This is a genomic window from Pseudomonas entomophila, from assembly GCF_029478665.1.
GTDB lineage: Bacteria > Pseudomonadota > Gammaproteobacteria > Pseudomonadales > Pseudomonadaceae > Aquipseudomonas > Aquipseudomonas entomophila_F.
Genome location: NZ_JARPQB010000003.1, coordinates 85,849 through 108,358 on the forward strand (window position 1 = coordinate 85,849; position 22,510 = coordinate 108,358).

At 63.6% G+C, this 22,510-nt stretch carries 23 protein-coding genes; 7 read left to right on the forward strand and 16 right to left on the reverse strand.

Annotated features, from left to right (window positions below):
- Position 1 precedes the first annotated feature (1 nt).
- The 3 genes from P5705_RS02505 to rlmF all read left to right on the forward strand — a co-directional run bounded on the left by P5705_RS02505 (position 2) and on the right by rlmF (position 4,498).
- Positions 2-373: a DNA polymerase III subunit chi gene (locus tag P5705_RS02505; protein WP_240065505.1), complete on the forward strand. Its 372-nt coding sequence runs from the start codon at positions 2-4 to the stop codon at positions 371-373.
- A 155-nt stretch (positions 374-528) separates the two neighbouring features.
- Positions 529-3,375 carry a valine--tRNA ligase gene (locus tag P5705_RS02510; RefSeq protein ID WP_277459432.1) on the forward strand — a complete coding sequence of 949 codons (2,847 nt, stop codon included), beginning with the start codon at positions 529-531 and terminating at the stop codon, positions 3,373-3,375.
- A 172-nt stretch (positions 3,376-3,547) separates the two neighbouring features.
- Positions 3,548-4,498 carry a 23S rRNA (adenine(1618)-N(6))-methyltransferase RlmF gene (rlmF, locus tag P5705_RS02515; protein ID WP_277459433.1) on the forward strand — a complete coding sequence of 317 codons (951 nt, stop codon included), beginning with the start codon at positions 3,548-3,550 and terminating at the stop codon, positions 4,496-4,498.
- 50 nt (positions 4,499-4,548) lie between these two features.
- Here rlmF and P5705_RS02520 read toward each other — a convergent pair whose 3' ends face one another.
- Positions 4,549-4,830: an HU family DNA-binding protein gene (locus P5705_RS02520; protein ID WP_134691715.1), complete on the reverse strand. Its 282-nt coding sequence runs from the start codon at positions 4,828-4,830 to the stop codon at positions 4,549-4,551.
- Positions 4,831-5,221: 391 nt separating this feature from the next.
- On the opposite strand from P5705_RS02520, the gene yejK reads away from it, so the two are divergent.
- On the forward strand, positions 5,222-6,229 hold the full coding sequence (yejK, locus tag P5705_RS02525; protein ID WP_277459434.1) for a nucleoid-associated protein YejK: 1,008 nt from the start codon (positions 5,222-5,224) through the stop codon (positions 6,227-6,229).
- A gap of 152 nt (positions 6,230-6,381) precedes the next feature.
- Here the strand turns inward: yejK and P5705_RS02530 are convergent, their stop codons facing one another.
- From P5705_RS02530 to colR, 9 genes are all read right to left on the reverse strand, one after another.
- Positions 6,382-6,678: a GIY-YIG nuclease family protein gene (locus tag P5705_RS02530; RefSeq protein WP_277459435.1), complete on the reverse strand. Its 297-nt coding sequence runs from the start codon at positions 6,676-6,678 to the stop codon at positions 6,382-6,384.
- A 43-nt stretch (positions 6,679-6,721) separates the two neighbouring features.
- Positions 6,722-7,180 (reverse strand): nuclear transport factor 2 family protein, encoded by a 459-nt coding sequence (locus tag P5705_RS02535; protein WP_277459436.1) that lies wholly within the window; start codon positions 7,178-7,180, stop codon positions 6,722-6,724.
- Positions 7,181-7,273: 93 nt separating this feature from the next.
- The gene (locus P5705_RS02540) at positions 7,274-8,554 is read right to left on the reverse strand and encodes a CynX/NimT family MFS transporter (RefSeq protein ID WP_431196915.1); all 1,281 of its coding nucleotides are present in this window, start codon (positions 8,552-8,554) and stop codon (positions 7,274-7,276) included.
- Positions 8,555-8,561: 7 nt separating this feature from the next.
- On the reverse strand, positions 8,562-9,209 hold the full coding sequence (locus P5705_RS02545; protein ID WP_277459438.1) for a FadR/GntR family transcriptional regulator: 648 nt from the start codon (positions 9,207-9,209) through the stop codon (positions 8,562-8,564).
- Between the two features lie 339 nt (positions 9,210-9,548).
- Positions 9,549-9,782 carry a hypothetical protein gene (locus P5705_RS02550; protein ID WP_277459439.1) on the reverse strand — a complete coding sequence of 78 codons (234 nt, stop codon included), beginning with the start codon at positions 9,780-9,782 and terminating at the stop codon, positions 9,549-9,551.
- On the reverse strand, positions 9,779-10,480 hold the full coding sequence (locus P5705_RS02555; RefSeq protein WP_277459440.1) for a lipopolysaccharide kinase InaA family protein: 702 nt from the start codon (positions 10,478-10,480) through the stop codon (positions 9,779-9,781). Before P5705_RS02555 ends, P5705_RS02550 begins: the two co-directional genes overlap by 4 nt.
- A gap of 6 nt (positions 10,481-10,486) precedes the next feature.
- A complete protein-coding gene (locus tag P5705_RS02560) occupies positions 10,487-11,167 on the reverse strand; it encodes a class I SAM-dependent methyltransferase (protein ID WP_277459441.1) in 681 nt (226 codons plus the stop codon).
- Between the two features lie 107 nt (positions 11,168-11,274).
- A complete protein-coding gene (locus P5705_RS02565) occupies positions 11,275-12,603 on the reverse strand; it encodes a sensor histidine kinase (protein ID WP_277459442.1) in 1,329 nt (442 codons plus the stop codon).
- Entirely contained in the window at positions 12,593-13,276 is a 684-nt protein-coding gene (gene colR, locus P5705_RS02570; protein WP_213658201.1) for a two-component system response regulator ColR, read from the reverse strand. The genes P5705_RS02565 and colR overlap by 11 nt, the downstream gene beginning before the upstream one ends.
- Positions 13,277-13,457: 181 nt before the next feature.
- On the opposite strand from colR, the gene P5705_RS02575 reads away from it, so the two are divergent.
- Complete coding sequence (locus P5705_RS02575) at positions 13,458-14,195, forward strand: phosphatase PAP2 family protein (RefSeq protein ID WP_277459444.1); 738 nt, start codon at positions 13,458-13,460, stop codon at positions 14,193-14,195.
- A 100-nt stretch (positions 14,196-14,295) separates the two neighbouring features.
- On the opposite strand, the gene groL is transcribed toward P5705_RS02575, so the two are convergent.
- From groL to P5705_RS02600, 5 genes are all read right to left on the reverse strand, one after another.
- Entirely contained in the window at positions 14,296-15,936 is a 1,641-nt protein-coding gene (gene groL, locus P5705_RS02580) for a chaperonin GroEL (RefSeq protein WP_277459445.1), read from the reverse strand.
- 51 nt (positions 15,937-15,987) lie between these two features.
- On the reverse strand, positions 15,988-16,281 hold the full coding sequence (locus P5705_RS02585; protein WP_016395539.1) for a co-chaperone GroES: 294 nt from the start codon (positions 16,279-16,281) through the stop codon (positions 15,988-15,990).
- 213 nt (positions 16,282-16,494) lie between these two features.
- A complete protein-coding gene (locus P5705_RS02590) occupies positions 16,495-16,956 on the reverse strand; it encodes an FxsA family protein (protein WP_011535515.1) in 462 nt (153 codons plus the stop codon).
- 66 nt (positions 16,957-17,022) lie between these two features.
- On the reverse strand, positions 17,023-17,754 hold the full coding sequence (locus P5705_RS02595; protein WP_277459446.1) for a HugZ family protein: 732 nt from the start codon (positions 17,752-17,754) through the stop codon (positions 17,023-17,025).
- Positions 17,755-17,947: 193 nt separating this feature from the next.
- Positions 17,948-18,955 carry a DUF481 domain-containing protein gene (locus tag P5705_RS02600; protein ID WP_277459447.1) on the reverse strand — a complete coding sequence of 336 codons (1,008 nt, stop codon included), beginning with the start codon at positions 18,953-18,955 and terminating at the stop codon, positions 17,948-17,950.
- 153 nt (positions 18,956-19,108) lie between these two features.
- Between P5705_RS02600 and P5705_RS02605 the strand changes: the two genes are divergently transcribed.
- Together P5705_RS02605 and P5705_RS02610 are read left to right on the forward strand one after the other, a co-directional pair.
- Entirely contained in the window at positions 19,109-19,462 is a 354-nt protein-coding gene (locus P5705_RS02605) for an MGMT family protein (RefSeq protein WP_277459448.1), read from the forward strand.
- A 43-nt stretch (positions 19,463-19,505) separates the two neighbouring features.
- Positions 19,506-21,053, forward strand: a complete 1,548-nt coding sequence (locus P5705_RS02610; RefSeq protein WP_277459449.1) for an AmpG family muropeptide MFS transporter — start codon at positions 19,506-19,508, stop codon at positions 21,051-21,053.
- 141 nt (positions 21,054-21,194) lie between these two features.
- On the opposite strand, the gene P5705_RS02615 is transcribed toward P5705_RS02610, so the two are convergent.
- On the reverse strand, positions 21,195-22,439 hold the full coding sequence (locus P5705_RS02615; protein ID WP_277459450.1) for an MFS transporter: 1,245 nt from the start codon (positions 22,437-22,439) through the stop codon (positions 21,195-21,197).
- Positions 22,440-22,510: the final 71 nt, after the last annotated feature.

The following is a 22,510-nucleotide window of genomic DNA, read 5'->3' on the forward strand; positions in this document are numbered from 1 at the left end:
GATGGACAAGCAGCTGACCAGCCTCACCCATTCCGCCCACCTGCTCGACGATCTCGAATCGATCCGCGAGCTGCTGGGAGACGCCAACCTGCAACCGCCGCTCTTGACCGAGACGGTGGAGCAGATTCCCTTGTTGCTCGACGAGCCCGCCGCTACCGCGCCGCCGGTCGTCGAGGCCGCGCCGGCGCCAGCGCCCGAGGAAGATGCCCAGGCCCGCCGCCAGGACACCCTGCTGCACCTGGACAGCGAACTGCGCGCCGCCGCGCAACTGATCATGCAGGACGTGATCAACGACTTCACCCCGCACATCGAGACCGAGATCAAGCGCCGCCTTGATGCACGGCTGGAGCGCTTGCTCAAGCGTTCCGAGTGATCCCGTTCGCCAACAAGGCTGGCTCCTACGCACGATCCCTTGTAGGAGCCAGCCTTGCTGGCGAAATCGCTCACTCCCTCCCCTGTCGCCTGCGGCCTCTACGTTGGTTATACTTCCCGGCTTTCCCGAATTAATGCCTAAGGGTCCCGCCGCGCATGGATAAGACCTACCAGCCGCACGCCATCGAAACTTCCTGGTACAACACCTGGGAGTCCGAGAACTATTTCGCCCCACAAGGTGCTGGCGACTCGTACACCATCATGATCCCGCCGCCGAACGTGACCGGCAGCCTGCACATGGGTCACGGTTTCAACAACGCGATCATGGACGCGCTGATCCGCTTCCGCCGCATGCAGGGTCGCGACACCCTGTGGCAGCCGGGCACCGACCACGCCGGCATCGCCACCCAGATGCTGGTGGAACGCCAGCTCGAGGCGAAAGGCCAGAACCGCCATGACCTGGGCCGCGACAAGTTCCTGGAAAAGGTCTGGGAGTGGAAGGATCAGTCCGGTGGCAACATCAGCCGCCAGATCCGCCGCCTGGGCTCGTCGGTGGACTGGAGCCGCGAGCGCTTCACCATGGACGACGGCCTGTCCGAAGCGGTCAAGGAAGCCTTCGTGCGCCTGCACGAAGACGGCCTGATCTACCGCGGCAAGCGCCTGGTCAACTGGGACACCAAGCTGCACACGGCGATTTCCGACCTCGAAGTGGAAAACCACGACGAGAAGGGCCACTTGTGGAACCTGCGCTACCCGCTGGCCGACGGCGCCAAGACCGCCGAAGGCAAGGACCACCTGGTGGTCGCCACCACCCGTCCGGAAACCCTGCTGGGTGACGTCGCCGTCGCGGTCAACCCGACCGACGAGCGCTACCAGGCACTGATCGGCAAGTTCGTCGAACTGCCGCTGGTCGGCCGTCGCATCCCGATCGTCGCCGACGACTACTGCGACCCCGAGTTCGGCACCGGCTGCGTGAAGATCACCCCGGCCCACGACTTCAACGACTATGAAGTCGGCAAGCGCCACAACCTGCCGCTGCTCAATATCTTCGACAAGAACGCCACCGTGCTGGCCGCCGTGCAGGCGTTCAACCTCGACGGCAGCGTCAACGAAGGTATCGACACATCGCTGCCAGCCCAGTACGCCGGCCTCGACCGCTTCGTCGCGCGCAAGCAGATGGTCGCCGACCTGGACGCGCAAGGCTTGCTGGTCAGCATCGACGACCACGCCCTGAAAGTCCCGAAAGGCGACCGTTCCGGCACCGTCATCGAACCTTGGCTGACCGACCAGTGGTACGTCTCCACCAAGCCGCTGGCCGAACCGGCCATCGCCGCCGTGGAAGACGGCCGCATCCAGTTCGTGCCGAAACAGTACGAGAACATGTACTTCTCCTGGATGCGCGACATCCAGGACTGGTGCATCAGCCGCCAGCTGTGGTGGGGCCACCGCATCCCGGCCTGGTACGACGAGGCCGGCCAGGTCTATGTCGGCCGCGACGAGGCCGAAGTGCGCGCCAAGCACAACCTGGGCGCCGAGGTGAAACTGCGCCAGGACGACGACGTGCTCGACACCTGGTTCAGCTCGGGCCTGTGGACCTTCTCCACCCTCGGCTGGCCGGAACAGACCGAGTTCCTGAAGAAGTTCCACTCCACCGACGTGCTGGTCACCGGCTTCGACATCATCTTCTTCTGGGTCGCCCGGATGATCATGCTGACGATGCACCTGATCAAGAACGAGGACGGCACCCCGCAGGTACCGTTCAAGACCGTCTACGTGCACGGCCTGGTGCGCGACGGCCAAGGTCAGAAGATGTCCAAGTCGAAGGGCAACGTCCTCGACCCGCTGGACATCGTCGACGGCATCACCCTCGACGCCCTGCTGGAAAAACGCACCAGCGGCATGATGCAACCGAAGCTGGCCGAGAAAATCGCCAAGCAGACCAAGGCTGAGTTCCCGGAAGGCATCGCCAGCTACGGCACCGACGCCCTGCGCTTCACCTTCTGCTCGCTGGCCTCCACCGGCCGCGACATCAAGTTCGACATGGGCCGCGTCGAAGGCTACCGCAACTTCTGCAACAAGATCTGGAACGCCGCCCGCTACGTGCTGGACAAGGGCGAGGACTGCGGCCAGAACGGCGAGGCCTACGAGCTGTCGCTGGCCGACCGCTGGATCATCTCGCAGCTGCAGCGCACCGAAGCCGAAGTGACCCGCCAGCTCGAGCAGTTCCGCTTCGACCTGGCCAGCCAGGCGCTGTACGAGTTCATCTGGAACCAGTACTGCGACTGGTACCTGGAACTGTCCAAGCCCGTGCTGTGGGACGAGAACGCCCCGGTCGAGCGCGCCCGTGGCACCCGCCGCACCTTGGTGCGCGTGCTGGAAGTCGCCCTGCGCCTGGCCCACCCGTTCATGCCGTTCATCACCGAAGAGATCTGGCAGCGCATCGCGCCGCTGGCCGGCATCGAAGGCAAGACCATCATGCTGCAGCCGTGGCCTGAAGCGAACGAAAGCCGCATCGACGCCGCCGCCGAAGGCGACATCGAGTGGCTCAAGGAGCTGATGGTCGGCCTGCGCAACATCCGCGCCGAGATGAACATCGGCCCGGGCAAGCCGCTGCCGCTGTTCCTGAAGAACGCCAACGCCGACGACCAGCGTCGCCTGCAGGAAAACGAAGCCCTGCTGAAGAAACTGGCCAAGGTCGAGTCGTTCACCGTGCTGGGCGAACAGGACGAAGCGCCGCTGTCGGCCACCGCGCTGGTGGGTGATCTGCAGGTGCTGGTACCGATGGCCGGCCTGATCGACAAGGACGCGGAACTGGCGCGCCTGAGCAAAGAGATCCAGCGCCTGCAGGGCGAAGTCCAGCGCGTCGGCGGCAAGCTGTCGAACGCCGCCTTCGTCGACAAGGCCCCGCCTGCGGTGATCGAGAAGGAACGTGCCAAGCTGGCCGAGTCGGAGCAGGCCCTGGCCAACTTCACCGAGCAGCATGCACGGATCGCTGCGCTGTAATCATTTACATCGCTGACTGACCGGCGAGGGCTTCGCCCTCGTTCGCGGCACAAGGCCGCTCCTACAGGGAATTGCATGGCTCACATGCCTGCGCTTTCCTGTAGGAGCGGCCTTGTGCCGCGAAAGGGCCGCAAAGCGGTCCCGTGGCCAACAAAGCAACACCGGATCGACCATGACCGACAAACCCACCCTGCACCCACGCAACCGCCACCAGGGCCGCTACGACTTCCCCGCGCTGATCAAGGCGCACCCGGACCTGGCCCGCTTCACCATCACCAACCCCTACGGCAAGCCCAGCATCGACTTCGCCAACCCCGAAGCCGTGCGGGTGTTCAACCGTGCCCTGCTCAAGGCCCAGTACGGCATCCAGCACTGGGACATCCCGGCGGACTACCTGTGCCCGCCGATCCCCGGCCGCGCCGACTACATCCACGTGCTGGCCGACCTGCTGGCCGAGGACAACGCCGCCGAGGTGCCTCGCGGCGCCCAGGTGCGTGCCCTGGACATCGGTGTCGGCGCCAACTGCATCTACCCCCTGCTGGGCCACAGCGACTACCGCTGGCGTTTCCTCGGCTCGGACATCGACACCACCGCCCTGGCCTCGGCCAAGGCCATCGTCCAGGCCAACAAGCTCGACAAGGCCATCGGCCTGCGTCAGCAACCCCAGCCCAAGCACATCCTTGCCGGGCTCCTGCAGGCGGACGAGCGCTTCGACGTGACCTTGTGCAATCCGCCCTTCCACGCCTCGCGCGAAGAAGCCACCCGCGGCAGCCAGCGCAAGTGGAAGAACCTCGGCAAGCAGGACCCCAAGCGCAAGCTGCCGGTGCTGAATTTTGGCGGGCAGAACAACGAGCTGTGGTGCGAAGGTGGCGAAATCCGCTTCGTCAGCCAATTGGTCGGCGAAAGCCAGCAGTACGCCGAACAGGTGCTGTGGTTCACCAGCCTGGTATCGAAGGCCAGCAACCTGCCGGGCATAGAGGCAGCCTTGAAGAAGGCCGGCGTGAAAGCCCTGCGCATCGTCGAGATGGGCCAGGGCCAGAAACAGAGCCGAATGGTCGCCTGGAGCTTCCACGACGACACGGCCCGCCAGGCATGGCATGCCCGGCGTAAATCACAGGCATGAAAAAACCGCGCCCGGGCAAGCCGGGCGCGGTTTCGTCAACGCATCAACAATTACTTGTTGATCGAGTCGGTCAGCACTTTGGCTGGAACGAACTTGACGACTTTCTTGGCAGCGATTTCGATGGCGGCGCCAGTCGAAGGGTTGCGGCCGGTACGGGCAGGACGCTCGGTGACTTTCAGCTTGCCGATGCCTGGCAGGGTGATTTCAGCGCCGTTTTCCAGTTGGTCGGCGACGATCTGGCCCAGTTGCTCCAGGGCAGCGCGCGCGGTGGTTTTCGGCGCGTCGATGGATTCGGCGATATCGGCAATCAGTTGGTCTTTGGTCAGTGCCATGTTGATGTTCCTTCCCTATCAAATTCAGTGGTTGTGCAGCGTGCTTGGTCGGTGGTCGGGCCAGCCCGGGACAATCCAGAGGCCGCGTCGATCGCGTATGTAGATGCGCAAATCGGCGTTTGGTTCGACACCCCGCAAACGTGCTGCCAGCAATGCGCCACACAAGGGGCGCAAGACCGCGCAAAGCTACCACAGGAATCGATAAATATCCGCTATCGACATTGATTTTGTGCAGGTTTTTCGGGGGTTTTCGGAAAAATCGCAAAAAAATGAACAAAAAACGAACAACCGGCATTTCCGCCAACATCTGGCCACTGCATCACCCCTGCCCTGAGGTAAACTGAGCGACTTTTGCAGCGCGGCTTCCTCCGCCCACACCACCGAGATTTCCATGCCAATCCGTCATTGCATCGTTCACCTGATCGACAAGAAGCCCGATGGCAGCCCCGCCGTGCTCCATGCGCGCGACAGCGAACTGGCAGCGTCCGACGCCATCGAAAACCTCCTGGCCGACCTCAACGACAGCTACAACGCCAAACAAGGCAAAGCCTGGGGCTTGTTCCACGGCGAATCCGGCGCCTACCCGTTCAGTGGCTGGCTCAAGCAGTACCTGGACGAGGAAAAGGACTTCGCCACCTTCAGCCGCGTCGCCGTCGAGCACCTGCAGAAGCTGATGGAGGAATCCAACCTCTCCACGGGTGGTCATGTGCTGTTCGCCCACTACCAGCAAGGCATGACCGAGTACCTGGCCATCGCCCTGCTGCACCACAGTGAAGGCGTGGCGGTGAACGCCGAGCTCGACGTCACCCCATCGCGCCACCTCGACCTCGGCCAGTTGCACCTGGCGGCACGGGTCAACCTGTCCGAGTGGAAGAACAACCAGAACTCGAAGCAGTACATCTCGTTCATCAAGGGCAAGAATGGCAAGAAGGTCTCGGATTACTTCCGCGACTTTATCGGCTGCCAGGAAGGTGTCGACGGGCCGGGCGAGACCCGCACCCTGCTCAAGGCGTTCAGCGACTTCGTCGAAAAAGAAGACCTGCCGGAAGAGTCCGCCCGGGAGAAGACCCAGACCCTTGTCGACTACGCCACCACCCAGACCAAGCGGGGCGAGCCGGTGACGCTCGAGGAGCTGTCCAGCCTGATCGACGAGGACCGCCCCGAGGCGTTCTTCGACCACATCCGCAACAGCGACTACGGGCTGTCGCCGGAGATCCCGGCGGACAAACGCACCCTCAACCAGTTCCGCCGTTTCACCGGGCGCGCCGAGGGCCTGTCGATCAGCTTCGAAGCGCATTTGCTGGGCTCGAAGGTGGAGTATGACGAGGAGGCCGGCACGCTGGTGATCAAGGGCCTGCCTACCCAGCTGATCGACCAGTTGAAACGGCGAAAAGACTGATTACACCTGTAGGAGCGGCTTTAGCCGCGAACACCGGCGACGCCGGTGCCATCCACCGCGTCGCCTGCATCGTGGCTGAAGCCACTCCTACAGCGAATGCAAGGCGCAGCCTTGCCATCGGCGTTGGCCTCGTTCGCCAGCGAGGCTGGCTCCTACACGGTCTCCTGCGCACCAGCGAACGAGGCGACCAACGCCTCCTTCGCCGATTTGCGCAGCTTCTTCACCAGCCGCTCCTGGCGCAAGGCCTCGCCCTTGTCCGGCCACTGCTCCACGTACACCAGCGCCTGCGCCGGGCTGGTCTTGAAGTACCGCGCCCCCTGCCCCTTCTGATGCTTGATGAAACGCCGCTGCGGATCGTCACTGACACCGCAGTACAGCGAGCCATTGGCGGCCCGCACCAGGTACACGTACCAGGGCTTGAACTCGGGGGGGATGGGTGTCTCGCTCACGGCTCGATTCGATACAACTGAAGATGGCCGCCAGCTTACCCGCTCAACGGGCCTGCTGGAATGCACGCAAGCCTTTGAACGCCTGCTGGCGCACCTTGTTCTGCAACATCGGTGTCCAGCCCAGCAGCATGCCGGGCATACCCAGTGCCTGACGCGCCCAGCGCCACAGGTCGAAACTGTCGTCATGCTGGCAGATCAGCCCGTCGCGGATTACGAAGCGCGCCTGGATGTCGTTGACCACCACACGGCCGGTCTGGCTGAACAGATAGGTCGCGACCCAATGCGCGCCGTCGCTGCGCACATTGTCGAAGGTCAGGGTGAAGTCCTTGGCGCGGGAGGTGAGCATGCGCCACATGTCACCTGCGTCCGGGCCACGCAGGGTGCCGAAGACCGGGTCGCTGAAGACAATATCGTCGCTGTAGCAGGCCACCATGGCCTCGGCGTCCAGGCGCTGGAAGGCCTGGTAGAAACGGGTGATCAGGGCGCTGTTGGCGTCGCTCATGGGCCGGTCCGTGCTGGTCGAAAATCGCACGATAATCCCTGTCCAGCCATGGCGCCATCTCCATTTGCGCCATGAATGGTGGGCAAGCCTGCTTCAGAGTTTCTCGCTGACGGCCCCGACATGCAGCGCCCGCCCGGCACCAAGCCCGAATACGATTGCCCCCGCCCCCAGCACCGCGAAGATCCACCCCACGGCACTCCAGCCTCCCGTGAAATCATGCACCAGCCCCACGGCAAACGGCCCCATCGACGCCAAGGTGTACCCCACCCCTTGAGCCATGCTCGACAGGTTGGCAGCCACATGGGCGTCCTTCGCGCGCAGCACGATCAAGGTCAGCGCCAGGGCGAAGGTACCGCCCTGCCCCAGCCCAAGTACCACCGCCCAGCCCCACAGCCCTTCGATGGGCGCGTACAGGCAGCCGAACAACCCCGCGAGGGTCACCAGCATCACCACCACGATGGCCAGGCGCTGATCCCGGCCACGGGTTGCCAGCCAGGGCGCACTCAAGGAGCTCGCCAGTTGCACGATCACCGAGCCGGACAGCACCAGCCCGGCTTCGGTAGGGCTCAAGCCGCGCCCAATCAGGATCGACGGCAACCAGCCGAACACGATATAGGCCAGCGACGATTGCAGCCCCATGTACAGGGTCACCTGCCAGGCCAGCGGATCGCGCCACAGGCCGCGCACGCGATAGGCCACCTTGTGCAGGCCATGGCCCTGTCGGGCCTGGGGCATCCACATCAGCATCGCCAGCAGCGCGGGCAACATCCAGACGCCCAGGCCCATGGCCCAACTGCCGTCAAAGTGCTGCGCCAGGGGCACGGTCGCCCCCGCGGCCATCGCCGCCCCCAGGCACAAGGCCATGGTGTAGACCCCCGTCAGGGTGCCCGCATGCCGGGGAAAATCGCGTTTGACGATGCCCGGCAGCAAGACACCGATGATGCCGATGCTCGCCCCCGCCATCAGGCTGCCGAGGAAGACGCCGGTCACCCCGAGCGTGCTGCGCACGAGGATGCCCAGTGCCAGGGTGAGGAGAATGCCGAAGATCACCCGCTCGCTACCGAATCGGCGCGCAAGGATTGGCGCCAGCGGCGCGAACAGCCCCAGGCACAGCACCGGCAATGTCGTCAGCAAGCCGGCCTGGGAGGCATTGAGCCCCAGCCCTTCGGCGACCTGGCCAAGCACCGGCGCCATGCTCGACAGCGCCGGGCGCAGGTTCAGCGCCACCAACACCAGCCCAAGCAACAGCAGCCAGGGGCGATGTACCGCTGGCGGCTGCAGTTGGACCTGCTCGTCATCGGCTTCGGCGTCGATCAGCAACTCGTCGAGTTCCGCTTCGCGGGAGTGGGTGTTCCGGGTCTGTTGCATGACCATCTTCCTGTCAGGATTCGATGAGGGTCCGGCTCAGGCGCTTGGCCCGTTGCGGATCGCGTTGCTCGATGGCGTCGAGGATGTCCCAGTGCAGGTCGAGCACGGCCTGGCTGCGGGGGACGTCACCCATGTTGTGCTGCAGGGTTGCAGCCACCACACCGGAGAAATAGCGGTACAGCTCGCTGAGTGCCGGGTTGTGGGCGGCGTCGACCAGGCGTTGATGGAACACCAGGTCGCAGGCGACGTAGGTGTCCAGATCGCCGTGAAAATGGCCTGCGCTGTGCTGCAGGGCCTGGCGCAGCTCGCGCAGGTCCTGGTCACTGCGACGCAGGGCGGCCAGGGCGATGGCTTCGGCTTCGAGAATGTGCCGGGTCTCGCGGGCATGCTCCAGGGTGCAGTTGGACATGGCCTGGACGGCCTGCAGCGGGTCCAGGGCCGTGCGCAGGTAGCTGCCGTCGCCCTGGCGGATCTCCACCAGGCCGCTGAAGGCCAGGACGCGCATGGCTTCGCGGACGGTATTGCGGCTGATACCGAGGTCGCTGGCCAGCTCGGGTTCGGTGGGCAGGCGCTGGCCTACCGACCAGGTGCCCTTGGCGATGCGATCGCGGAGCTGGTCGACGGCTTGCTCCACCAGGGAGCGTTTGATCAGGGGGGACATGCATTACGTCCAATCATCGGATGAATTTATCGCGACGGTGGACGATAACGGGTTTGAGGGATTTGGCGCAAGGATTCGGGGTTGAGGTGGACTTTTGAGTGCAGGAGTGCGGTGTTCTCGGGACCGAGTGCCGCCAGCGCGGCGCATCGCGGATGAATCCGCTCCTACAGGCGGGTAGTGCCATTCGGGAAATCACGTCGGACAAACAAGGTCACGTTGCAAAAAACGTAGGAGCGGATTCATCCGCGATGCGCCGCACGAGCGGCGCTCGATCTCACAAGCGTTGCAACGCTTGCGTCGAACATCCTGAAAATTCTGACGCCCGCATTCGTCAGGACCTCAACCGAAAGGCCGCAACCCCTGCCTCATCCCAAACAGAAACAACAACAAATCATGGTCCGGCTCGACCCGAGCCTGCCCGGGCTTGACCGCCGTCCGCGGCAACGGACAAGCGCCACCTACCTCGGCCTTGCTGAACACCATCGGCCTGGGTTGCTCCCAGGCAGCCGCGGCCGCCGTGGTGACCCCCAGCGCCCCGATGAAAAACAAAGCTCGAGCGATTTCTAGTTTCATTGCTCTAACCCTTTGACAGCGCTGCCAAACGCCATCTGGTAAAAATAGAGCAGGCTGCGCCACTCCGCCTCGTTCAACGACGAATGGCGACGTAGCTGACGCAAGTCGTTGTACGCCGCACGCTGGCAGCGGATACGCCGCCGGCACTTCTCGAGGTCGAGCAGCGCAACCTCGACACGGGCCTGTTCACCCTCGCCGATCACCTTCACGAACACATGCTTGCCGTACAGGCAGCCATGCTGCCAATGCCCCAGGTGCATGCGCGCCAGGTTGTCGGCCAGGTCCTTGAGCATGCGCTCATGCACCGCTTGCGGATACCGCTCGCGAGCGCCGCTGGCATGCCAGGCGTCAAGCTCGACGAAGCCATCCAGCGCTTCACTGACCAGCAGGGCGCGCCACTGATGATCGGCATCACGCTCGGCGCCGGCGTAGACGATCCGCGGCACGCGTACACCCAGTTGCTCGAAACTGTTCAGTGCGTCGAGCTCGCGCAAGACCGTGGGCCGACCGAACGGGTGCAGCAGGCTACGGTAGATATGGCCGACCTGACGCTTGGCATAGAGCGTCTGCCCACCTTCCGTGGACAACCGCTGCACACCACTCTCGCCGCCACGCCGCTGGTTGGGCTCCTCGACCCACTCCCCTTGCTGCTGCCAGTAATAATCGAACTGCCTGGTCTCTCTCTGGGCCACTGCCATCAATACCTACCCTTTGCGCAATACGTACACTCGCCACATGGCATAGAACGGCAGGAAGTCGAGTCGTTCCTGAATTCTGAATCCAGCTGAAACAAATTCTTCTTCTACTGTAGCCGCTGGTAACACAAAACGGTTCTGGTAGCTGTCCTGCTCCGCCCGCTGGCTACGCCGTGCTTCCAGCTTTCGACGCCGCCATGCCTTGAAGTTACCATCCACCCACAGCGACAAGATTACGCTATCGCGGCTAACTCGTTGAAATTCCGAAAGAATAGTCTGCCGATGAACCGGATCGCCGATATGGTGGAACAAGCGCATGCAGAAGATGCTGTCCACCGAATTGTCCGGCAGATCAATAGCGAAAGCCGATGTCTGCAAAGGCCGTACCCGTGCCACCACCTCTGGCGGTTGCGCCGCACACGCTGTCTCGATCATCGCCGCAGAATTGTCGGCCCCGATGATCACGCGGTTGGGCTTTTCCGCCAGCAAAGGCCAGAAGCGCCCGGCACCGCAAGGCAGGTCCAGGACCAGCCCAGGCTCCCCGGCAAGGGTCAAGGCACGACGGGCCAGTTGCTCATCACGCTGGTGCGACAAACGACGAGCCAAACCAGCCTGGTGCTTGCGGAAATATTCCTGGGCATGGTCCCGGTCGTATTTGTCGGAAAATTCGAGTTTGATAGGGCTTCGCATGGGGCATCTCCTGACTCCAATGCGCCCACCTTAGGTAGGCAAGCGTTGGCGTCAGGTCATGCAGATGTGAAAAATCTGTCAGTGCGAAACGTAGATGTTACAAGAAGTTAATCGGCGATCGATGCCTGTTCGCCGCCATCCATCTCCAGATTCGCCGTTTTCCCCTGGCTCAGGTCCACCTGGAAACGGCAGCCATGGGGTAGCGTCGTCGTCAGGGTGACCCGCCAGCCCTGGTCATCGCAGATGCGTTGAACCAGTGACAGGCCCAACCCCAACCCCTCGCCGCGACGCTCGTCACCCCGCACGAACGGCCGGAACATCGCTTCGCGCTGTTCCTCGGGAATCCCCACACCACTGTCCTCGACACTGAATCCTGCGGGCTCGAGGCTCAGTCGAATGTAGCCACTGTCGGTGTAGTGGGCGGCGTTGCGCAACAGGTTACCCATCACCGATTGCAGGAACGTGGCGTTGTACAACACCTGGCTGGCGCCGGCCCGACCCTCGTAGTGCAGCGCCAGGCCCTTCTGCTCGATGGTGTCGCGCCATACGCCGGTCAGGTCATCGGCGACTTCCCGCAGGGTCGCACGGGATGCCACCGCCCCTTCATCACGCTGGGCACGGGCAAGCATGAGGAAGGTCTTGACCAGTTCGCGCATCTCTTCCGTGGCCCGTGCGATTCGCTCGACCTGGCTGCGTGAACGGCTGTCCAGGTTCGGGTTCTCCATCAACAGTTCACAGGAGGTGGCCAGCACCATCAGCGGTGTGCGCAGTTCATGGCTGACATCACTGGTGAACAGCCGCTCGCGGGTCAACGCATCGCGCAGGCGCCCCAGGGTGTCATCGAACGCCACCGCCAGTTGACCGACCTCATCGGCGGCATAGTCCGGCGCCAAGGGTGGCGCCAACCCGAGCAACTGATCACGATGGCGGACCTGACGGGCCAGCCGGATCACCGGCGCCATCACCCGGCGGGCCAACAACCAACCGAGGATCACCGCCAGTGCCAGGCTGAGCACGAAGCCGACCACCACCACCGCGAACAGCACCCGCTCGCGCTCCTCGAAATCGCTCTGGTCCTGCAGCAGTACATAACGGCGACCATCGACGATTTCGACCATGGCGTGGTACGACAACTGGTCGCGGAACACTTCATGGAAGCCCGCATCGAGGTGCCGCAAGTCCTTGGGCAGCTCGAAGTCATCGCGCCCGCCGCTGAAGTAGAACAACTGGTCCGGGCGCGGCCGGTGGCTCCAGTCGCTGACGCTGTCCATGCGCAGCAGGCGCTGCAAGTCGCCGCCGAGCACCGACGAGATCAACCGCTCTTCAACCAGGTGGACAGTGGCAACGATACCGAAAGCGAACGCCCCGGCCACCAGCGCGCTCATCAAGGCAAAGGCGATGATGATGCGCTGGGCAAGGCTCTGCTTAAACTCCATCGCGGCCCTCGGCGAGGCGATAGCCGACGCCATGGACGGTATGCAGCAGGGCTTTCTCGAACGGTTTGTCGATCACCTGGCGCAGTTGGTGGACATGGCTGCGCAGGCTGTCGCTGTCCGGGCAGTCATCGCCCCACAGGGCTTCCTCCAGCACTTCGCGGCGCAACACGTGAGGGCTCTTCTGCATCAGCACGGCCAGCAGCTTCAGGCCAACCGGGTTGAGCTTGAGCAGGCGGCCCTGGCGCGTGACCTCCAGCGTGTCGAGGTCGTAGCTCAGGTCGGCGACCTGCAACGTACGCCGACCGCCACCCTGGGCACGGCGCAGCACGGCTTCGATGCGCGCGGCCAGCTCGGACAGGGCGAACGGCTTGAGCAGATAATCGTCGGCGCCGGAGCGGAACCCTTGCAGGCGGTCGTCCAGCTGGTCGCGGGCAGTGAGCATGATCACCGGGGTATCACGGCGCGCATCCTCGCGCAGGCGCTTGCACAGCGTGTAGCCATCGATGCCGGGGAGCATGATGTCGAGCACGATCAGGTCGTAGTGTTCGGTGGCGGCCAGGTGCAGGCCGGAAAGACCGTCCTGGGCACAGTCGACGGTATAGCCCTTCATACCGAGGTAGTCGGCCAGGTTGGCCAGGATATCGCGGTTGTCTTCAACCAAAAGAATGCGCATCGGGGTCTCCTGTGCGGCGCTTCGCTCGCGGCGCGGCAGGCGCAGCTTAAGGCCATCGCCCGCGTCGTACCAGCCCCGAGGAGAAATCGCCGAACTTGACAGATTTTTCACTGATCCTTCACGGACACAGGATAGCGGGCGCCCGACAATGCCCGGTCTTTTTCAGTCCTCTGGAGCTGTCATGCCGGAAACCCTCCGCCCTCGCCCGATCAACCCGTGGCTGTACCTGGGCATCCCTTTCATCACCGCCGTGGCGCTGATCCTGCTCGAATGGACGTCGCTGGACCTGGACGTGGCCGACTTGTTCTTCGACCAGGCCGCCGGTGAATTCATCGGCCGTCACAGCTATCTGCTGGAAACCGTGCTGCACGACCGCGTCAAGCAAGGGGTAATCGCCTTCGGGCTGATCGCCGTGGCGGGGTTCGCCGCGAGCTTCTTCTGCAAGCGGCTGTTCGGCTGGCGCCGTGAACTGGGCTGCCTGGTGCTGGCGTTGGGGCTGTCGACGGCCTTTGTCACGCCCTTGAAGAAGGTGACCCAGGTGCAGTGCCCCTGGAGCCTGACCCAGTACGGAGGCAAGGAAACCTACAGCAAGCTGCTGGAACCGCGCCCGCCCACCGACAAACCCGGGCTGTGCTGGCCGGGTGGTCATGCAGCGACCGGGTTCTGCCTGTTCGGCCTGTTCTTCATGCTGCGCGACCGCCGTCCGCGCCTGGCACGGGCGGCCCTGGCGCTGGCGTTCGTGGCCGGCTCGGTGCTGTCGCTCGGGCGGATGATGCAGGGGGCGCACTTCTTGTCACACAACGTGTGGACGGCGGTGTTCTGCTGGTTGATCGGGTTGGGGTCGTATTACCTGGTGCTGTATCGCCGGGGTGTGGCGGTTGCGGCAGCGCCACGAACAGCGTCGCCTGATCGCGGATGAATCCGCTCCTACAAGCGCGGATTCATCCGCGATGGATTGGACGTCAACAAAAAGCCCCGCACTAGGCGGGGCTTTTTTTGTAGCAGGGGGTAAGGCTGGCTTACATCATGCCGCCCATGCCACCCATGCCGCCCATGTCAGGCATGCCAGCAGCTGGCTTGTCTTCCGGCAGGTCGGCAACCATGGCTTCGGTGGTGATCATCAGACCGCCGATCGACGCTGCGGCTTGCAGGGCCGAACGGGTGACCTTGGCGGGGTCCAGGATGCCCATCTCGATCATGTCGCCGTACTCGCCGGTAGCGGCGTTGTAACCGAAGTTACCCGAACCTTGCTTGACCTTGTCAGCGACAACGCTTGGCTCGTCGCCGGCGTTGGCAGTGATCTGGCGCAGCGGGGCTTCGACAGCGCGACGCAGCAGGGCGATACCGACGTTCTGGTCTTCGTTGTCGCCTTTGAGGTCAACGATGGCAGCTAGGGCGCGAACCAGGGCCACACCGCCGCCAGGCACCACGCCTTCTTCGACGGCTGCGCGGGTGGCGTGCAGGGCGTCTTCAACGCGGGCTTTCTTCTCTTTCATCTCGACTTCGGTGCCAGCACCGACCTTGATCACGGCAACACCGCCAGCCAGTTTGGCCAGACGCTCTTGCAGCTTCTCACGGTCGTAGTCCGAAGAGGTTTCTTCGATCTGGGCACGGATCTGCTTGACGCGTGCTTCGATGTCGCCGTCGGCGCCAGCGCCGTCGATGATGGTGGTGTTTTCCTTGGACAGGATGACGCGCTTGGCGTTACCCAGGTGCTCCAGGGTGGCGGTTTCCAGGGACAGGCCGATTTCTTCGGAGATGACCTGGCCGCCGGTCAGGGTGGCGATGTCCTGCAGCATGGCCTTGCGGCGGTCGCCGAAGCCAGGTGCCTTGACCGCTGCAACCTTGACGATGCCGCGCATGTTGTTCACGACCAGGGTCGCCAGGGCTTCGCCTTCGACGTCTTCGGCAACGATCAGCAGCGGACGGCCGGCTTTGGCAACGGCTTCCAGAACTGGCAGCAGTTCGCGGATGTTGGAGATCTTCTTGTCGACCAGCAGCAGCAGCGGGCCTTCCAGCTCGGCAACCATGGTGTCCGGCTTGTTGACGAAGTACGGCGACAGGTAGCCGCGGTCGAACTGCATGCCCTCTACGACGGACAGTTCGTTTTCCAGGCCCGAGCCTTCTTCAACGGTGATCACGCCTTCTTTACCGACTTTTTCCATGGCTTCGGCGATGATTTCACCGATGGAGTTGTCGGAGTTGGCGGAGATGGTGCCTACCTGGGCGATGGCCTTGGAGTCGGCGCATGGCTTGGACAGGTTCTTCAGCTCGGCGACAACGGCGGCGGTGGCCTTGTCGATGCCGCGCTTCAGGTCCATCGGGTTCATGCCGGCAGCGACGGCTTTCAGGCCTTCGTTGACGATGGCCTGGGCCAGGACGGTGGCGGTGGTGGTGCCGTCACCGGCAGCGTCGTTGGCCTTGGATGCAACTTCCTTGACCAACTGGGCGCCCATGTTTTCGAAGGCGTCTTTCAGCTCGATCTCTTTGGCGACGGAAACGCCGTCCTTGGTGATGGTCGGCGCGCCGAAGCTCTTGGCCAGGACCACGTTACGGCCTTTCGGGCCCAGGGTCGCTTTTACCGCGTCAGCCAGAACGTTGACACCAACCAGCATTTTCTTACGGGCGGAATCGCCGAATTTTACGTCTTTAGCAGCCATGATCGTTTAATCCTTGGAATTCTTTGGAATAACGGGAAGTCGGGGGGGAAATCAGCCTTCGATGACGGCCAGGATTTCGTTCTCGGCCATGACCAGCAGGTCTTCGCCATCGACTTTCACGGTGTTGCTGCCCGAGTAAGGGCCGAAAACCACTTTGTCACCCACTTTCACGGCCAGCGCGCGTACTTCACCGTTGTCCAGGATGCGACCGGCGCCAACAGCGACGACTTCGCCGCGGTTTGGTTTTTCAGCGGCCGAACCCGGCAGGACGATACCGCCAGCGGTTTTCGATTCTTCTTCGCTGCGACGGATGACGACGCGGTCATGCAGAGGACGAAGCTTCATTGTCGATCTCTCCCAAATTGTGGTTTTCATCGGCCGGTGTCAGCACCGGCGGGTTGATTCGGTCCGGCGTTGCCGGTCAGGGCCCGCATTCCGCGAACCCTGTGTGTCATGCCCGGTGAACTCACCGGAAACCTTGCGGTGACCACTACATGAGGCCAGTGAAATCAATTACAAGGCTTCGAATGTAAAATTTTTTGAAGGTGCGATTGCGGGCTACTTGTCGCGACGCTCGTACTCGCCCTCGATCACGTTCGGGCGGTGGCCGCCGTCACGCGGCTGGGCCTGGAACGGGTCATCCTGGAACGCGCGCTGGCGCAAGGTTTGCTCTTCGGCACGGCGGCGCAGCTTGCCGGCCACCAGGCGGCGGGTGAACGGCAACAGGCACAACACACCCAGCACGTCGCTGATGAAGCCCGGCAGCAGCAGCAGGCCACCACCGACAGCCAGCATCAGGCCCTGGAACATGTCCTCGGCGGGCAGTTCGCCACGCTGCAGGCTTTCACGGGCACGCAGGGCGGTGGCCAGGCCAGCCACGCGCATCACCAGCACACCCAGGGCGGAACCGGCGATGATCAGCAACAACGCCGGGAAGAAACCGATGGCGGCGCTGACCTTGACGAAGACGAACAGCTCCAGCACCGGAAAAATCAGAAACAGCAATAGAAAAGCACGCATCAAGCATTCCTCTACGGAAGAGAATCTTCCTGTAAGAGCTTCAGATGGATGCGTGCCCTGCCCTTTTCAACCCTCGACTGCCGCCGCTACCGGCCATTGGTCGGCGCGAGCCAGCAATACCAGGGCTTCGCGCACTTGTGTCGGAGTGTTGCAGGTGCTTGGGAAGGCCAGCCAGTAAACGCCCTGGCCGATACGCAGGTGCATGCCTTCGCTGTCGATGCCGACCATTTCCGCCGACGCCGTGCGAGGCAGGTCGGTCAGCTCGACGTAGTGGGCAATGGCATTGGCGTGATCGCTGTTCATATGTTCGATCATGCTCGCTTCGGACTTGCCGGCGAAGGGGTTGGCCAGGGTGACCTGATCAAGCCAGTGGATCGCACCGAAGCCGCCGATGTAGCGGTGACGCACGGGCTGCAGCACCCAGAAATCGAAATCGTGGGCCTTGTGGTAGTTCGCCGACTCCGGGAAGTACCGATAGTAGCGGGCCGCCGCCGCTTCAATGGCCGCCTCGCCGGTCAGCTTGTGCGCCTCGGCCATGACCGTCAGGCGGCCGACCGCCTGGACATCCTCGGCGTCACGCTCCCCCACCAGCAGCGAGCACTTGGGGTCTTTCTGCAAGTTATGGGTGTGCTGGGCGATACGGCTGATGAGGATCAGCGGATGCCCCTCTGCATCCAGGCAGTACGGGACCACAGAACCGAAGGGGTAGCCGGGCATGGATTTGGAGTGGGTCGAGAGCACGCCGCGGTATTCCTTGAGCAGCAGTTCCCGGGCGGGGCGGAGGGCGTTGGTACTCACTGGCTTGGGCTCCTGGCAGTGATTCGATGGATGACAAGATAAGCATTATCACCCTCCCCTGCCACTGGAGCTGGGGCTGTTTGTAGGAGCGGCTTCAGCCGCGATGCAGGCAACGCGGTGATGGCACCCGCTTCACGGGTGATCGCGGCTGAAGCCGCTCCTACAGGCGTCGTGCCAGATCAATGGGAGTGGACTACCAGGTTACGCCGAATCCTGCGGTATAGCGCGTCTTGTCCAGGTCACTGTCGCGCGTGCCCTTGATCAGGTCCTTCTCGGCCTTGAGGTTGAGCGAGGCCCATTCGGTGACCTTGTAGCGCAGGCCCATCTCGGCATCCAGCGAGAAGTCGGCAACGCCGCCCAGCGGCTTGCCGAACTCGCCATTGGTGAAGAACTCGACCCGCTTGCCGATCAGGTAGCGGTTGTAATCCCACTTCACGGCGGCGGAATAGAAGTTATCCTTGCCACCGTCGCGGTATTCGAAATCGGTGCGGTTGATCAGCGAACCCAGGGAGAACGCGCCCAGTTCATCGTCCCAGAACTGATAACCCGGGCCAGTACCGACGGTGCGCTGGCGAGCGAGGTCCTCGATCTGGTCACGCTTGTACTCCAGGCGCCCTTGCCAGAACCACTTTTCGGTGATGAAGCGGTCCAGGGCGTACTCGGCGCTCCAGTTGTTGGTCGTGGTGACCTCGTCCTTGGTCTCGCGGTTGTATTCGCCTTCGGCATTGTGCCGCCAGCGACCATGACGGGCGGTGGTCTTGAAGCTGACGTCGTAGTCGTCGCTGTTGGTTTCGGCGCGCTTGTAATCCATCGCCACGTCGACATTGCCTTTCCACAGGAAATCCTCGACCAGCGGCCGGGGTTTCATGATCTGCTCGATGCTGGCCAGTTCGACGGTCTTGGGCGCCTCGCCGTTGGCCAGTGTCACCTTGCCAGCCTCCGCGGCCTTGAGCGACTTGGCTTTCTCGCCGTTGTAGGCGTCCTGCTTGACCAGCAGTTCCTGATCGCTCTCCAGCGTCTTGACCTGCTTCCAGTCCAGGGCGATCGAGCCACCATAGGGGGTTTCCAGCAACAGCTTGCCGCCGTCGAAGACCTTGATCTTACCGCTGAGCCGGTCTCCGTTCTTCATCCATACGGTGTCGGCGAGCGCCGGGGCGCAGAGGGAGGCGGCGATGAGGCACAGCAGGGTTCTAGAATACATAAGCGGACTACAGGTTCGATTTGGCGAAAAAAGCCGGGCATTATCCGGATTGACACGACTTGAGCAAGGACAGACCAAGGTCATGCCGACGAGTTCAATTCCCATTACCCACCGCCGCTCATCCGTTTTCATCCACAGGTCAGGAGTCGTCTGATGGCCAGCGACACACCCCTCGGCCACGACAATGCCGAGGCCCGACGAACGGCCCTGTACTCGGTGCTGGGGCAAGTCCCACCGGGCAAGGTGGTCAGCTATGGCCAACTCGCCGAACTGGCGGGGCTTGGCCGCGCGGCGCGCTGGGTCGGCCGCACCCTCGGGCAACTACCCGCCGACACCCGCTTGCCCTGGCATCGGGTGCTTGGCGCTGGCGGGCGGTTGAGCCTGGCCCTGGGCACGCCATCGGGCGACGAACAACGCGCCCGATTGCGCGCAGAAGGCGTCAACCTGACCAATAATCGTGTGGATATGGCGCGCCATGGCTGGCGCCCGATGGAGCACAGCGGTTAGAGTGCGCGCTTTGTTTTCGCTAACTTGAGGCAGATGTTGGCCCATGCCCCGTAAAACCTGGCGCGCTGCGCTCGCTGCCTATGCCAGCCCGTCAACCTTGGTGCTTTTGCTGCTCGGATTCGCCGCCGGCCTGCCGTACATGCTGGTGTTCTCGACGCTGTCGGTGTGGTTGCGCGAGGCGGGAGTGGCCCGCGAGACCATCGGCTACGCCAGCCTGATCGGCCTGGCCTATGCGTTCAAATGGGTGTGGTCGCCCCTGCTCGACCAGTGGCGCCTGCCGCTGCTGGGTGGCATGGGCCGACGTCGATCCTGGCTGCTGCTGTCGCAAGGTCTGGTGGTAGTGGGTTTGATCGGCATGGGCTTCTGCGACCCGCAAAAGCACCTGTCGTGGCTGATCGCCCTCGCCGTGCTGGTGGCATTCGCCTCGGCCACCCAGGACATCGCCGTCGACGCCTACCGCCTGGAGATTGCCGACGACCAACGTCAGGCCGCCCTCGCCGCCAGCTACATGGCTGGCTACCGGGTTGCCGCGCTGCTGGCCACCGCCGGTGCGCTGTTCTTCGCCGAATGGTTCGGTTCCACGGGCTTCAGCTACCTGCACCAGGCCTGGACCGGCACCTACGTGCTGTTCGGCGTGCTGATGCTGCCCGCGCTGTTCACCACCCTGGTGATGCGCGAGCCACCGGTGCCGCTGCGCACCCAACTGTCGGCCGCGCGCTACGGGCTGATGCACCAGCTGGTGTCGGTGTTCGTGCTGATCATCCTGCTGGTCTCGGTACCCGCCAGTTTCACCCAGATGTACAACACCGACTGGGCCAGCGTAGTGTTCGGCGATGCGTCCATGCTCGACCTGCTGCTCGAGGACCGCGCCTTCCTGCGCCTGATCCTCTACGCACTGCTGACCTGGCTGTGCCTGTCGTCGATGGGCCGTCGCGGCCTGGCGCCGGTGCTCACGCCGGTCAACGACTTCATCACCCGTTACCGTTGGCAGGCCCTGCTGCTGCTCGGGCTGATCGCCACCTACCGCATGTCCGACACGGTGATGGGGGTGATGGCCAATGTGTTCTACATCGACATGGGCTTCACCAAGGACCAGATCGCCAGCGTCAGCAAGATCTTCGGCCTGATCATGACCCTGGTCGGCGCCGGCGCCGGCGGCCTGCTGATCGTGCGCTTCGGTATCCTGCCGATCCTGTTCATCGGCGGCGCGGCCTCGGCGGCCACCAACATCCTGTTCCTGATGCTCGCCGACATGGGCCCGAACCTGGAAATGCTGGTGGTGACCATCTCGCTGGACAACTTCAGCTCCGGGCTGGCCACCTCGGCGTTCGTTGCCTACTTGTCGAGCCTGACCAACCTTAAGTTCTCGGCCACGCAATACGCCCTGCTCAGCTCGATCATGCTGCTGTTGCCGCGCCTGATCGGCGGCTATTCAGGGGTGATGGTGGAGAAGTTCGGCTATCACGATTTCTTCCTGATCACCGCCCTGCTGGGCGTACCGACGCTGGTGCTGATCGCCTTGCACTGGCGCCAGGAGATCGGGCGGGGAAAGCAGGCACCGGCGCAGAGCCCCGCAGCTGAGCAAAGCTGACCTGTAGGAGCGGCCTTGTGCCGCGAAAAGGGCGCAACGCGCCCCCGGCAACGGTCATGTGGAGCTCAGATTACTGGGGCCGCTATGCGGCCCATTCGCGGCACAAGGCCGCTCCTACAAGATTCAGTGTGGTCCTCGGGTTTACTGAGCGACGGCCCCTTCCCCAGAGCGCCCACCGACCACGAACCACAACGGCCACAAGGCCAGTGCGCCTGCAATGGCGGCCGCCACGGCAAAGTGCATCAGGCTGCCCCCCGCCCCCAGCATCGCCAGCACCGCGCCGCCCAGCCCCAGCAAGGCGATGGTGATCATCCCCAGCATCGCCGACACCAGGCCCTTGCTCTGTTCGCTGGAGAACAGCGTCATGCGGTACAGCACCGCGTTGGCCACGCCCAGGCCGAGGGCATACAGCGACATCCCGGCTACCACGCTGGGCACCGTCGGCCAGAGCCAGGTTGCCAGGAGCATCAGGCCGAGGCCCGCCAGGTAAGGCAGGAGCGCCCCACGCACCAGTGCAGGCAGTGGATAGCGATCGGCAATGCGGTTGATGATCAGGTTGCCCAGGATCAGCCCGCCGAACACCGGCAGCTGCCACAAGGCGTACGCCATCCTGCTCAGGCCCTCGTCGGTGATCAGCAGCACCGGCGACAGGCCGATCCAGCCGATCAGCGGCAAGCCCACCAGCCCCAGCGCCGCGCTGCCGGCGACGAAACGGCGGTTGGTCAGCAGTTGGCCGTAACCGGCCAGCAAGGGCAGCAGGTGGATCGGCGTGAACGGCAGGCGCGAGCCGTCGCGGCGCTCCACCCCCAGGGTTTCAGGCATCAGCCGGTACAGCAGCACCCAGCACACCACCGCGCCTGCGGCAAACGCGACGAACAGCCAGCGCCAGTCCAGCCACTCCAGCAGCAAGGTACCGACCAACGGCCCCAGCAGCGGTGACAGCAGGGCGATGTTGGCCAGCAGGGCCATCATGCGCACCGCGTCGGCCTCGCTGAACGCCTCGTTCAACGCCGGGTAGCTGACCGTGACCACGAAGCCCAGGCCGATGCCCTGCAGCAGGCGCAGCAAGTTGAACAGGCCGATATCGTCCGCCCAGAAAGTCGCCAGGCAGGCCACGCCGAAGAACACGCACCCTGACAACAGCAAGGGCCGTCGGCCGAAGCGGTCGGACAGCGGCCCGATCAGCCATTGCAGGACCACGCCGCCCAGCAGGTACAGGTTCAGGGCGTGAGGGATGTATTGGGGACTGGCCTTGAGGTCGTCGACCACCACCGGCATGGCGGGCATGACCGCGTCGCTGGCCAGGTAGGTCAGCAATTCGAACAGCGCCAGGGTCAGGCCGAACAGCAAGGCGCGCAGGGGGGTGATGTACAGCAAAGGTTTCATGATGGCTATCGGGTGTGAACAGTGGAGTCAGGGTATATGCCAGATATGGCGGGCGGTTGGCTGTGAACAAA